Origin of the sequence: Tropicimonas sp. IMCC34011, assembly GCF_003390865.1 — a bacterium.
GTDB lineage: Bacteria > Pseudomonadota > Alphaproteobacteria > Rhodobacterales > Rhodobacteraceae > Tropicimonas_B.
Map to the genome: position 1 here is coordinate 370028 of NZ_QMEJ01000003.1, position 12128 is coordinate 382155.

The following is a 12128-nucleotide window of genomic DNA, read 5'->3' on the forward strand; positions in this document are numbered from 1 at the left end:
TTCGGGTCCGCCCTTTTTCGTTGCAGAAGGCGCGTTTCCTCACGCGCGGCGGGGTGATATCGAGCGGCCATGCAGTCACTCACTCCCAAAACCATTCCCGGCGTCTTCCGCAAGGCGCAGCAGCTTCAGGCCGCGGGCCGCACCTCCCAGGCGGAGGCGATCTATCGTCAGATCCTCGCCGTCGCGCCCAACCTCGCCGAGGCGCATTTCCAGATGGCCCGCATCGCGCGGGCGCGGTCGGACTGGGCGGAGACGGTGGACTGGCTTCAGAAGGCGCGCAGCTACCGCCCCGATCAGCCCGACATCCTGGGCGCGCTGGCCGAGGCCTACCTCGTGACGGACCAGCCCAAGAAAGCCTTGCGCCTCTTCGAGCTTCTGGAGCGTCGCCTGCCGAAATCGGCGCGGGTCCTGGCCAACAAGGGCATGGCCCTGCAACAGATCGGTGAGTTCACGGAGGCGCGGCGCGTGCTGGACCGCGCGCTGAAGCTTGAACCCAAGAGCGGTGAGCTCCTGCGGATTATCGCCGTCGGCCAGCGCTTCGAGCCGGGCGATGCCCTCGTCACCAAGATGGAGGCGCTCTGGGCCGATCCGTCGCTGAAGGATCCCTCGCGCAGCCAGCTCGGCTATGCGCTCGCCAAGGCGATGGACGATCTGGGAGCGCCGGAGCGGGCCGCGCCTTACCTCGAGCGGGCGAACGCCATCCAGGCGGAGCTGCATCCCTATGACCGCGCCCGCCGGGAGCGCGAGCTGGAGCAGATCAAGAAACTGGCCGAGGGGCTCGTCATCCCGCCGCAGGAGGAGGGCGACTTCGCTCCGATCTTCGTCACCGGGATGCCGCGCTCGGGCACGACGCTGGTGGAGCAGATCATTGCCTCGCACAGCGCGGTCGAAGGGGGCGGCGAGCTTGCCATCGTCACGCCGACATTCTGGCAGGCGAGGGGGACGCGGGACGTGGTCGAGGCCGAGTGGCTCGAAGCCTGGGGGGCGCGGGTCGAGAGGATGATGCGTTCGCGGGTGACGTTCGGCCGGCATGTCACCGACAAGTCGATCATGACGCACGCGCTCCTCGGCTTCGCCGCCGCGGCCATGCCGTCCGCCCGTTTCGTCGTGGTGACGCGGGATCCGCGGGACCAGCTCTACTCGGTCTGGCGCAACTTCTTCCGGCCGGGCACGCATCGCTATGCGTCGAACTGGGACAGCATGGCGCATTACTATGCCGGCTACCTCGACCTGCTCGAGTTCTGGAAATCCCGCATGGGCGACCGGCTCCACACGGTCGCCTACGAGGATCTCGTCGCCGATCCCGAGCCGCAAAGCCGCGCGCTCATCGCGGCGGCCGGGCTGGACTGGGAGGCGTCCTGTCTCGATTTCCACAAGAACGACCGGCAGGTGCGCACCCTCTCCGTCGCGCAGGTCCGGCAGCCGATTTACAAAAGCTCGACCGGCCGGTGGGCGAAGCTGGGCGATGCGCTCGCTCCGCTGACGGAGGCGCTGGAGAGAAACGGAGTGACCCTGCCATGAGCCTGTCCGAGATAAAGGATCGCATCGAGAGGGCGGAAGCCGCGCACGGCCGGGTGTCGGGGTCGGTCCACCTGATCGCTATTTCCAAGGTCCAGCCCGAGGAGCGTGTGCGGGCGGTGCTCGAAGAGGGGCACCGGGTCTTCGGGGAGAACAAGGTGCAGGAGGCGCAAGGCAAGTGGCCCGGCTTCCGCGAGGACTTCGGCCCGGTCGAGGTGCATCTCGTGGGGCCGCTGCAGACCAACAAGGCCCGTGCGGCGATGGAGCTGTTCGACGCGATCCACACGCTGGACCGGCCGAAGCTGGCCGGCACGCTCGCCCGCCTGGCGCAGGAAATGGGGCGCTGCCCCGATCTCTTCGTCCAGGTGAACACGGGTGAGGAGGACCAGAAGTCGGGCATCCGCCCGGCGGAGGCGGACGATTTCATCGCCGAGGCCCGCAAGCTCGATCTGCCGATCAAGGGTCTGATGTGCATCCCGCCGGTGGACGAGGAGGCTGCACTGCACTTTGCGCTCCTGGCAAAGATCGCGGAGCGCAATGGCCTCGAGGGGCTCTCCATGGGCATGTCCGGCGATTTCGAGCGGGCGATCGCGCAAGGGGCGAGCCATGTGCGCGTCGGCTCCGCGATCTTCGGCGAGCGCGACTACGGCTGAGCCCGGGCGGATCTGCCACGAACGGGCACGTCGCGGTCGAAAGGCACTGGCCCGGCCGGCCCCCCCGTGTCTAATGACGGCCAAACCGGAACGGGGGGCGACATGGCCGAGCCGAGCTTGCGCAAGCGGATCTGGGGCTGGTTCTTTTTCGACTGGGCCAGCCAGCCCTACAACACGCTTCTCCTGACCTTCATCTTCGGCCCCTATGTCACCGAGGTCCTCGGCGACGGCTCGACCGCGCAGACGGTCTGGGCCATCGGGATCGGCATTGCTGGCATCGTCATCGCGCTGCTCGCTCCGATCCTCGGGTCCATGGCGGATACTTCCGGCCGGCGGATGCCATGGATATGGGGCTTCTCGGCGCTCTACGTGATCGGTGCGGCGGGCCTCTGGTGGGCTGCGCCGTCGGATTTCGACCTGATCCGCACGCTGATCTTCTTCGCCCTTGGCCTGATCGGGATGGAATTCGCCACGATCTTCACCAATTCGATGCTGCCCGACCTCGGCTCGCGGGCGGAGATCGGCCGGATCAGCGGGAACGGGTGGGCCTTCGGCTATTGCGGTGGCCTCGTCGCCCTCGTCATCATGCTCGCGTTCTTCGCCCAAGGGGGAGATGGCAAGACCTTCCTCGGCCTCGATCCCGCCTTCGGGCTGGACCCGGAGGCGCGGGAAGGGACCCGCGCCGTCGGACCGCTGACGGCCATCTGGTACGTCGTCTTCATGGTCCCGTTCTTCCTGTGGGTGCGGGATGCGCGGACGGTGCCGGCTCCGCCGGGCTCCACGAAACTGGCGCTGAAGGACCTGGGCCGGGCGATCCGGGACCTGCCGAAGACGCCGTCGCTCGCGGCCTATCTCGCCTCCTCGATGTTCTACCGCGATGCGCTGAACGCGATGTACGGGATCGGCGGCGTCTACGCGGCGGGTGTCCTCGGCTGGGCGCCGACGGACAGCGGCATATTCGGTATCGTCGCGATCATCACCGGGGCGGTCTTCGCGTTCCTCGGCGGCCAGCTCGACAGCCGCTTCGGCCCCAAACCCGTCATCACGGTCTGCATCTGGGCGCTGCTCGGCGTGTCCGTCTGCCTCGTCGCGATCTCCCGGGACTCCATGTTCGGCGTTCCGCTGGGCGAAGGCTCCAAGGCTCCCGACATCGCTTTCTACGTCATGGGCGCCGTCATCGGGGCAGCGGGCGGTGTCCTGCAGGCCGCTAGCCGGACGATGATGGTGCGGCAGGGCAATCCCGCCCGGATGACGCAGAGCTTCGGCCTCTACGCCCTCGCCGGAAAGGCGACCTCCTTTCTCGCGCCGCTTCTCATCGGCGCGGTCACGTTCCTGTCAGGTAGTCAGCAGATCGGGGTTTCGCCGCTCATCGCCCTCTTCCTGCTGGGACTTTTCCTGCTACGCTGGGTGAACCCCCACGGAGAGCGAGACGACACATGGGCGCCATCCGCACCTTCCTCACCACCTTTGCTCTGACCTTCGCGCTGGCGATTCCCGCCGCCGCTCAGACCAAGGCAAACCAGCTTTTCGGAGCCAAGGGCTCCCCCTCCCGGCAGGCCCCTGCCGCTTATGGGGAGTATTCCAAGGGCTGCCTCGCCGGCGGCGTCCAGATGCCCGAAACGGGGCGGACATGGCAGGCCATGCGTCTGTCCCGCAACCGCAACTGGGGCCATCCGGAGATGATCGACTTCCTCGGGGACCTCAGCCACCGCGTGCAGCGGATCGGCTGGCCGGGTCTCTATATCGGTGACATTTCGCAGGCGCGGGGCGGGCCGATGCTGTCCGGTCACGCAAGCCACCAGATGGGCCTCGATGCGGATATCTGGATGCGCAAGCCGCACAGCCTGACCTTGTCCCGCGCCGAGCGCGAAAGGATCGGGTCGACCGACATGCGTTCGGCCAACCAGCGCACGGTCAGCGGCAACTACTCCCCCGACGTCGGCCAGGTGATCCAGATCGCCGCCCTCGATCCCCGGGTGGACCGCATCTTCGTCACGCCGCCGGTCAAGATCGAGCTGTGCAAGCGTGCGACCCGCAAGGACCGGAAGTGGCTGCAGAAGGTGCGTCCGCTCTCGGGCCACAACACGCACTTCCATGTCCGCCTCAAATGTCCGCGCGGCGACCGAGCCTGCGAGACGCAGCGCCCGACCGTGGACGATCTGTCGAATGGCGGGTCCGGCTGCGACGAGACGCTGATGTGGTGGGTGACGGATTACCTCGATCCGCCGAAGCGCACGGCGCCTGCCAAGCCGTCCAAGCCCGCTCCGCGCAAGCGTGGCGCGCGTGATTACACGATGGCCGATCTGCCGAGACAATGCGCGCAAGTCCTCTCCGCGCCCTGATCCTCGCGCTCGTTGCCCTGGCGTCCTGCGTCGCTGCCGATGAGGCGGTGGCGCCGGAGGCGGCAGCAGTGGTCGCCTTCCCCGAACCCGATCCGGGGGGCTGGTCCGCGGTGCACGTCTCGCCGGACGGGGCGCGCGCCATCGCGATTGCCGATAACGGCGTGCGCGCGGACCTTCGGTTGCGGCGGGAGAACGGGCGGCTCACGGGGGCCGATCTCATCTCACGTGCGCCACTTGCCGGGCCGGACGGACGCACTTTGGAGGGGGCAGGCGAGGACAGCGAGGGACTCGCCCTCCTGCCGGACGGCCGCGTCGCGATCTCCTTCGAGCGCGCAAGCCGGATCCTGATCTACCCGGCGGACGGCGGCTCGCCGGAGCGTCTGGCTGTGCCGGAAGCGGAGACGCTCGATCCGAACCGCGGATACGAAGGGCTCGCATCAAGCCCGGACGGGACGCTCTACACCCTTCGCGAAGGCAACGTGGATGACACCGGCCCGGTGCCGCTCTGGGCTTGGGACGGCGCTTGGCGCGTCTCGAGGCAGATCCCGCGGGACCGGGCCTGGCTCGCCGCAGGCGCCGATATCGGGCCGGACGGGCAGATCTATATCCTCGAGCGGGCGTTTCTCGGCCTCGGCTTCGCCAGCCGCATCCGCCGCTTCAACACCACGGGCGACGATTCGGGGCAGATCGTCTGGTCCTCCTCCTTCGGCGTTCACGGCAACCTCGAAGGCCTCTCCCTCTGGCAGGACGGCGCCACGCTCCGCGCGCTCATGGTCTCGGACAACAATCACGCCGGCGTTGCACGCTCCGAGTTCGTCGAGATCGTCCTGCCCCGGGACTTGCGGTGACCCTGCGGGAGGAGTAACGGGAGCCGCCTCGGGCGATCCCCGAGGCACAAGTCGCCGCAACCTTGTAAAAACGGGCACCACATCATGAACCGATCCTTCCTCGCCGGCGTGGTGGCGATGGCCATCGTCGTCGTCGCCTCCAACATCCTTGTCCAGCATCTCCTCGGGGACTGGCTGACCTGGGGGGCGCTGACCTATCCCGTCGCCTTTCTCGTCACCGACCTGATGAACCGCATCCACGGCCCCGCCGCCGCGCGCCGCGTCGTCGCCACGGGCTTTGCTGTGGGCGTCGCCTGCTCGCTGATCGGGACGCAGATCACGGGCGAGTTCGGCCCGCTGGTCACCTGGCGCGTCGCCATCGCCTCGGGCACCGCGTTCCTCGCCGCGCAGCTCTGCGACGTCGCGATATTCGACCGTCTCCGGGGCGGGCGCTGGTGGCGCGCTCCGCTTGCCTCGACCCTCGTCGGCTCCGCGCTCGACACGGCGATCTTCTTCACTATCGCTTTCGCGGCATTCCTCAACGGTGTCGAACCCGGCAACACGCCGGCCTGGGCGCAGGAGGGCGTTCCGCTCCTCGGCGCGGGTCCCGCCCTGCCGCTCTGGGTCTCCCTCGCGCTGGCGGACTGGGGCGTGAAGCTCGGTCTCGCGATCGTCGCGCTCATCCCCTTCCGGCTCATCGTGCGGCGGGTCACGGGCTCGGGAGTTCTTGCCCATTGACAGAACGACATCGCTCGCCCACCTTCATCGTATTGGTTCAACAAGCGAAAGGAGGTGGTCCAGTGTCGAGAGTTGTACTGGAGCGAGGTGTCGGGACAGATCGGGAGGTTCGCCTCTGAGGCAACCCGAGGTGGCTTGAGCCATCCGATCTGGCGTAGGTCCTAACCGACCCGCCTCCAATCAAGACTCGGAGGGCGGCCCCGTTTGCGGGCCGCCCTTTCCGCATGAAGGGGGCACTAGGTGTCCCGAGAGCCGAGAGAAGACGATGTCCCTCCGTATTACCGACCAGGTGTCCATCGAGGATTGGGAGCTCACCGAACAGTTCATCCGCGCCGGCGGTCCCGGCGGGCAGAACGTCAACAAGGTGTCCTCAGCGGTGGAGCTCCGCTTCGAGGCGGAGCGCTCGCCGAACCTGCCGGGCCCGGTCAAGGCGCGGCTCCGCCGGATCGCCGGGCGCCGCTGGACGAAGGAGGGCGCCGTCGTCCTTCAGGTCAGTTCCGAGCGTAGCCAGACCCGAAACAGGGAGATCGCCCGGGAACGGCTCGCGGACATGATCCGCAGCGCGCTCCAGCGCCCGAAGAAGCGCGTCGCGACGCGCGTCTCCCTCAATCAGAAGCGCAAGCGCGTGGACGCCAAGAAGCGGCGGAGCGAGGTGAAGGCGCTGCGCGGCAAGGTCGAATAGCGTCAGACGAGCACGTCCATCCGCTCCTGCGCGCCGACATCGAAGATCCGCTTGTATCGCGCGATCTCGGCCTCTGGCCCCATCGCCTTGTTCGGATTGTCCGACAGCTTGACCGTCGGGCGTCCGTCCGCCTCGATGGCCTTGCAGACCAGCGAGAACGGGGCGAGCCGGTCGCCCGGAACGAGGCCGCGGAAGTCGTTGGTCAGAAGCGTGCCCCATCCGAACGAGACGCGGACGCGGCCGTGGAACTGTTGGTGGAGCGCCTTGATCTTGTCCACGTCGAGGCCGTCCGAAAAGATCACCAGCTTCTCGCGCGGATCCTCGCCGCGCTCCTTCCACCAGCGGATCGCGGTCTCGGCGCCGGTCGCGGGGTCCCCGCTGTCGACGCGGATCCCGGTCCAGCCGGCGAGCCAGTCCGGCGCGCGCTCGAGGAAGCCCGCCGTGCCGTAGGTGTCCGGCAGGATCATGCGAAGGTTGCCCTCGTGCTCCTCCTGCCAGTCGGCCAGAACGCTGTAGGGCGCCGTCGCAAGCGCCCGATCGTCCTCGGCAAGCGCGGAGTAGACCATGGGCAGTTCGTGCGCATTGGTGCCGATGGCCTCGATGTCCCGCCGCATGGCGATGAGGCAGTTGGACGTGCCGGTGAATTTCGGCCCCAGCCCCTCCATCATCGCCTGCACGCACCAATCCTGCCACAGGAACGAATGTCGCCGCCGTGTGCCGAAATCGGCGATCAGGAGGTCCGGCAGATCCCGCAGCACCTCCACCTTCTCCCAGACCCGGGTCATCGCCCGCGCATAGAGCACCTCGAGCTCGAAGCGCCCCATGTCGGCGATCACGGCGCGCCCGCGCAGCTCCATCAGGACCGCGAGCGCGGGGATCTCCCACATGGTCACCTCGGGCCAGGAGCCTTCGAAGGTCAGCTCGTACTGGTCCCCCCGTCGCTCCAGCGTGTAGGGCGGAAGGCGCAGGTTCTCGAACCATTCCATGAAGTCCGACCGGAACATCTGGCGCTTGCCGTAGAACGTGTTGCCGCGGAGCCATGTGCTCTCCCCGCGGGTCAGCGACAGGGAGCGGATGTGATCCAGCTGCTCGCGCAGTTCCCCCTCGTCGATCAGTCTGGCGAGCGGCACGTCCTTCGTGCGGTTGATCAGACTGAACGTGACGCGCGTGTCCGGATGATTGCGGAACACCGACTGACACATCAGCAATTTGTAGAAATCGTTGTCCAGAAGCGAGCGGACGATCGGGTCGATCTTCCATTTGTGGTTCCACACGCGCGTGGCGATATCGACCATCCGCCGGTTCCTTCTCCCAAGCCGGCGGCGACGCTAGCGCACCCTGCGGCGCTTTGAAATGGTCAGCCGCCCTCGAGGCGGACACCCGCCGCCCGCAATCCCTCTAAAGCCGCGTCCAGAGAGCCGCTGAAGTCGATCCCGCGGCAGGCCGAAAGGTCCACCGTCACGTCGAAGCCGAGCTTCGCGGCATCCAGCGCGGAGTAATTGACGCAGAAATCCGTCGCGAGGCCGACCATCACAAGCCGCTCGGCCCCACGGCTGCGCAGGTAGCCCTCGAGCCCGGTGGGGGTGACGTGATCATTCTCGAAGAAGGCAGAATAGCTGTCCACGGCCTTGCGGAAGCCCTTGCGCACGATCAGGTCGGCGGGATCGGTGCGAAGATCCACGTGAAACGCGGCACCGTCAGATCCCTGCACGCAGTGATCCGGCCAGAGCACCTGCGGGCCGTAGGGCATCTCGATCATGTCCATCGGCGCCTTTGCGGGATGCTCCGAGGCGAAGGAGGAATGCCCGGCAGGGTGCCAGTCCTGCGTCAGGACGCGGATCGGGTACGCATCCATCATCGCATTGATCCGCGGCACGACCTCGTCTCCGCCAGCCACGGCCAGCGCGCCGCCCGGGCAGAAGTCGTTCTGAACATCGATCACGATAAGGGCGTCGGTCATTCGAGCCTCCTTTGCGGCCATAAAATATTGACGACTCGCATTACGCTGGGGCACCCTTTCGGCATTTACCGACTACAAATCATTCAGGAACAAGTCCAATGCCGATGAGAACATTCACCCAAAGCTACTCTCGCGCACGTCGCACCATCAAAAGTTCGACCTTCAAGGATGCGACTGCGGATTACTTCGACAAGCCCGTCGCGGGTGTTCTGGCCTCGGGCGGGCCGGATCGCAAGTACGGCCCCGCCCTCGACGTCTATCGCCTTTTCCTGAGCATTCGTCGGATGCGGGACGGCAGCAAGGAAGGGGACATCCTCGTCGACGACGCCCTCGGCTCGAAACCGAAGAAGCTGAGCGATGCCGTCGCCACCCTCAAGAAACTTCGGCATCTCTACATGGTGCACCTGCGCGGCGGGCAGGAGCTGTGGATGTTCTCGCCGCCCAAGGCTTATACCGAATGGCTTTTCGACGAATATGCCGGGATGACGGAGAAGAACCTCCGCCTCTGGGCGAACGAAACCGAAGAGGTCTACACCTCCGATCACAAGGGAAAGATGGCTACCGCGACGTCGCAGGCGCTGCGCTGGTCGCAAAGCTGCGTCGCCAAGCTGGCCGTGCCGGACGCGACGACAAAGGCCGTCATCAAACGCTGGTTCACCGACGGTTCCGCGAGCGACGAGGACGTGAAGAGGATCGCCGCGTCGCTTCTGGCCGGGTTCAAGAAGATCACCGCCGTCCTCAACAGCAACAAGCTGATCTTCTCGGACGAGCCGGTCGACAGAAACGGCGGCGGCTGGAAGGACTTCGCCTTCGTGATCTCGTCGGAGAAGATGAACGTCGTCTACATTCAGAAGGCGACGCTGGATGCGGCGGTGAACGGAAAGATGTGGCTCGCGGCCCTCACCATCATCCACGAGCTGTCCCATCGGGAGATCAATACCGATGACCACAGGTACGACACGAGCGGCAAGCTCTCTCCCTCCGCAGGGAAGCTCACCCCCGCACAGGCGCTCGATAACGCGGACAACTGGGGCTACTTCGCGACCGATCTCAATGGTGGCCTTGCTGCTGGGACTCGCACTACCGTGGCCGGCGTGGCCTGAGGATGCACGGGCGCAAACGGGCGTGGAGGCGGCAATGAGCGGACCCGGAGATGTCGAACCGGTAATCGAGGACGGCGTGCGCTACGAGGCGGTGCACTGGGGAAAGGAGCGCGGCTTCGCACAGAACGGCGGCATCGTCGCCGCGCTCGATGAGGGAAGCGGCGAAGAGCTGTGGACCGCGGTGATCTACGAGATCGAGTATGGGCCGAAGTCGCCCCAGAAATACGATCGTTTCATCACGCGGATGGACCTCGTGGAAGGCGGCGAAGCGCTCAGGATCATGGACGAAAGCGGCGCGGTCCATCGCTTGGATCTTTCGACGAGAAAGGTCGAGACGCTGTCCTCGCCGCCGCAATCCTCCCCGAAACCGAACCCGCGCAAGCCGACCTGAGCCCGGCCGCGATCGATCCGGCGCCGGGCGCGCGCCGGAAAAGCCCGGCCGCGCCCGTTTCCTCAGAGCAGAAAGTCTCCTTCGACCAGCGTATGCGCCCCGGTCAGGTCGATCCGGAAGTCGGCCGCGCCGTCTCCGTCCGTATCGGCGAGAATGCGGGTGGTCCCGCCCGCCTGTTCGTAGCGCAATTCGCCGGCTGTCCCGGAGAAGCCCGCGCTGCCGATCAGGGTAAAGGCCTGGTTGCCGCCGGTGCCGGTATCGGCGTCCAGTCGGCTGATCTCGATCCGGTCCACGCCCGAGACGAAGTCGGTGATCGTGTCGAAGGCGTCCACCCGGCTGTCGCTCGCCTGAAAGTAGATGAACCGGTCGCGCTGCGCCGCGTCGCCGCCGCCGGTCAGCGTGTCCGCGCCGGCATTGCCATAGAGTGCATCCACGCCGGTATCGCCATTGAGCGTATCATCGCCTGCGCGCCCGTAGAGCCGGTCAGACCTGTGGCCGCCGAAAAAGCGGTTGTCGCCGCTGTCGCCGCGGAACACGTCCGACCATCTTGACCCGCGGAATGCCTCGATCCCGTCGAACGTGTCGCCGAGGGCATCACCCCAGACGAACTGACCCCCGCCGAGATCGAGGCCGACGCTGCTTGTCGCCGTCACGTAGCTTGCCGTGTCGAAGCCGTTCCCGCCGATGATCTCGTCGGCCCCGCCGCCGCCCGTGATCGAGTTGTTGGCGTCGTTGCCGATCAGCCGGTCGTTCCCCGAGCCCCCGCGCAGGTTCTCGATCACGGTGGAGCGTTCGACGACGAGGGAACCGGTCACTCCCCACGCATCCGAAATCGCGCCCGGTGTGAGGTCCACCACCTGATCCTCGGTCACGTAGGACAGGTCGAGAAGGTCCCGGCCGCCGGTGTCGAACAGCGTGAGCGTGATATCGTTGCCGCGATAGAGGGCCGTATCCCGCGCGTCCGCGCCCGACATCTGGCGGAACAGCAGGCCGAGATAGCCGTCCGATCCATTGCCGTAGATCGTGTCACCGCCGCGGATCGTCGTGACGCCGTATAGATCCTGGATGGCAGCGATATCCGCCGCCATGGGGGTCACGGCCTTGGCCTTGGCCGCGTCCACGTAGGGATTTTCGGTCTGATGGAAGTAGGACATGACCGTCATCTGGATGCTGTCGTTGGCGTAATGCGCATCCGTCGAGAAGCTGGCCGAGCCGTTGTAATCCCCAGCATGGCCGAGGCCGAGGGCATGCCCGATCTCATGCAGGTAGGTCTGGAAGCTGTGCCGATCGAAGGCGGTGCCGTAGCTGTCCACCCAGCTGTCCGCGACGTTCACCACCGACGTCACGATGCGGCCCGACGATGGATAGTAGCTCGACTGCCCGCCCCAGGCGCCCGAATTCTCGTTCGAGAAGGTGATCTGCGCGTTCTTGGAGACCTCAACGAAGTTAATTCCGATCGTGTCCGACCAGGATTCGAGCGCCATCCGCGCCAGGTCCTTCTGCTCCGTCGGGAGGCTGGTGATGTTTACCGACAGGGAGCCGCCGGGATCGACATCGAACGCACGCTTGCCGTATCCGCTCGAATCCCGCCAGTAGCCTTCGGTCAAGTAGTCCGCGATCTGATCGACATTGTAGAACGGCTTTTCGGCGCCCGGCGTCTCGCTGCCGGTCCCCTCGTGCGGCGGCTCTGCGCAGGGCGGCGGCTTCAGCCCGGACAGATCATCACCTTCGGCGATGGCGATCGCCATCTTGTCGCACATGCCGCACATCGTGTGGCTCCCTCGTCAGTTCTCACCCGCTGACGAGGGTGCACCGACAGGTCTGAACGTTTGGCAAAGGTTCCTGCGCCCGGTCGTTCCGAGTTTTCGAGAATTCGAGCGGTGTTTCACGCCGGTGCCGCGATCCCGGTCCGAT

General features: G+C 66.4%; 12 protein-coding genes. 9 read left to right on the forward strand and 3 right to left on the reverse strand.

The window, feature by feature from the left end; all coding sequences use genetic code 11:
• The first annotated feature begins 69 nt into the window (after positions 1-69).
• From DQG15_RS11255 to arfB, 7 genes are all read left to right on the forward strand, one after another.
• Positions 70-1521 carry a sulfotransferase gene (locus DQG15_RS11255; protein ID WP_116085297.1) on the forward strand — a complete coding sequence of 484 codons (1452 nt, stop codon included), beginning with the start codon at positions 70-72 and terminating at the stop codon, positions 1519-1521.
• A complete protein-coding gene (locus DQG15_RS11260) occupies positions 1518-2171 on the forward strand; it encodes a YggS family pyridoxal phosphate-dependent enzyme (protein WP_116085299.1) in 654 nt (217 codons plus the stop codon). The genes DQG15_RS11255 and DQG15_RS11260 overlap by 4 nt, the downstream gene beginning before the upstream one ends.
• Before the next feature lie 102 nt (positions 2172-2273).
• Positions 2274-3647 (forward strand): MFS transporter, encoded by a 1374-nt coding sequence (locus tag DQG15_RS11265; RefSeq protein ID WP_116085301.1) that lies wholly within the window; start codon positions 2274-2276, stop codon positions 3645-3647.
• Positions 3608-4513 (forward strand): penicillin-insensitive murein endopeptidase, encoded by a 906-nt coding sequence (gene mepA, locus DQG15_RS11270; RefSeq protein ID WP_116085302.1) that lies wholly within the window; start codon positions 3608-3610, stop codon positions 4511-4513. Before DQG15_RS11265 ends, mepA begins: the two co-directional genes overlap by 40 nt.
• A complete protein-coding gene (locus DQG15_RS11275) occupies positions 4486-5361 on the forward strand; it encodes an esterase-like activity of phytase family protein (protein ID WP_116085304.1) in 876 nt (291 codons plus the stop codon). The genes mepA and DQG15_RS11275 overlap by 28 nt, the downstream gene beginning before the upstream one ends.
• 84 nt (positions 5362-5445) lie before the next feature.
• A complete protein-coding gene (locus tag DQG15_RS11280) occupies positions 5446-6078 on the forward strand; it encodes a queuosine precursor transporter (protein ID WP_116085305.1) in 633 nt (210 codons plus the stop codon).
• Positions 6079-6343: 265 nt separating this feature from the next.
• On the forward strand, positions 6344-6760 hold the full coding sequence (gene arfB / locus DQG15_RS11285) for an alternative ribosome rescue aminoacyl-tRNA hydrolase ArfB (protein ID WP_116085307.1): 417 nt from the start codon (positions 6344-6346) through the stop codon (positions 6758-6760).
• Positions 6761-6762: 2 nt separating this feature from the next.
• On the opposite strand, the gene pncB is transcribed toward arfB, so the two are convergent.
• Both pncB and pncA read right to left on the reverse strand, forming a co-directional pair.
• Entirely contained in the window at positions 6763-8055 is a 1293-nt protein-coding gene (gene pncB / locus DQG15_RS11290) for a nicotinate phosphoribosyltransferase (RefSeq protein WP_116085309.1), read from the reverse strand.
• A gap of 62 nt (positions 8056-8117) precedes the next feature.
• Positions 8118-8720, reverse strand: coding sequence for a bifunctional nicotinamidase/pyrazinamidase (gene pncA / locus DQG15_RS11295; protein WP_116085311.1), 603 nt, complete (start codon positions 8718-8720; stop codon positions 8118-8120).
• A 98-nt stretch (positions 8721-8818) separates the two neighbouring features.
• Between pncA and DQG15_RS11300 the strand changes: the two genes are divergently transcribed.
• Both DQG15_RS11300 and DQG15_RS11305 read left to right on the forward strand, forming a co-directional pair.
• Positions 8819-9823: a M35 family metallo-endopeptidase gene (locus tag DQG15_RS11300; RefSeq protein WP_116085313.1), complete on the forward strand. Its 1005-nt coding sequence runs from the start codon at positions 8819-8821 to the stop codon at positions 9821-9823.
• A gap of 34 nt (positions 9824-9857) precedes the next feature.
• Positions 9858-10214, forward strand: coding sequence for a hypothetical protein (locus DQG15_RS11305; protein WP_116085322.1), 357 nt, complete (start codon positions 9858-9860; stop codon positions 10212-10214).
• A gap of 62 nt (positions 10215-10276) precedes the next feature.
• On the opposite strand, the gene DQG15_RS18795 is transcribed toward DQG15_RS11305, so the two are convergent.
• Positions 10277-11974, reverse strand: a complete 1698-nt coding sequence (locus DQG15_RS18795) for a M10 family metallopeptidase C-terminal domain-containing protein (RefSeq protein ID WP_198665134.1) — start codon at positions 11972-11974, stop codon at positions 10277-10279.
• Positions 11975-12128: the final 154 nt, after the last annotated feature.

Coding starts and splice junctions, on each gene's coding strand:
- DQG15_RS11255 (WP_116085297.1), top strand. CDS start 70: ATGCAGTCACTCACTCCCAAAACCATTCCCGGCGTCTTCCGCAAGGCG.
- DQG15_RS11260 (WP_116085299.1), top strand. CDS start 1,518: ATGAGCCTGTCCGAGATAAAGGATCGCATCGAGAGGGCGGAAGCCGCG.
- DQG15_RS11265 (WP_116085301.1), top strand. CDS start 2,274: ATGGCCGAGCCGAGCTTGCGCAAGCGGATCTGGGGCTGGTTCTTTTTC.
- mepA (WP_116085302.1), top strand. CDS start 3,608: ATGGGCGCCATCCGCACCTTCCTCACCACCTTTGCTCTGACCTTCGCG.
- DQG15_RS11275 (WP_116085304.1), top strand. CDS start 4,486: ATGCGCGCAAGTCCTCTCCGCGCCCTGATCCTCGCGCTCGTTGCCCTG.
- DQG15_RS11280 (WP_116085305.1), top strand. CDS start 5,446: ATGAACCGATCCTTCCTCGCCGGCGTGGTGGCGATGGCCATCGTCGTC.
- arfB (WP_116085307.1), top strand. CDS start 6,344: ATGTCCCTCCGTATTACCGACCAGGTGTCCATCGAGGATTGGGAGCTC.
- pncB (WP_116085309.1), bottom strand. CDS start 8,055: ATGGTCGATATCGCCACGCGCGTGTGGAACCACAAATGGAAGATCGAC.
- pncA (WP_116085311.1), bottom strand. CDS start 8,720: ATGACCGACGCCCTTATCGTGATCGATGTTCAGAACGACTTCTGCCCG.
- DQG15_RS11300 (WP_116085313.1), top strand. CDS start 8,819: ATGCCGATGAGAACATTCACCCAAAGCTACTCTCGCGCACGTCGCACC.
- DQG15_RS11305 (WP_116085322.1), top strand. CDS start 9,858: ATGAGCGGACCCGGAGATGTCGAACCGGTAATCGAGGACGGCGTGCGC.
- DQG15_RS18795 (WP_198665134.1), bottom strand. CDS start 11,974: ATGTGCGACAAGATGGCGATCGCCATCGCCGAAGGTGATGATCTGTCC.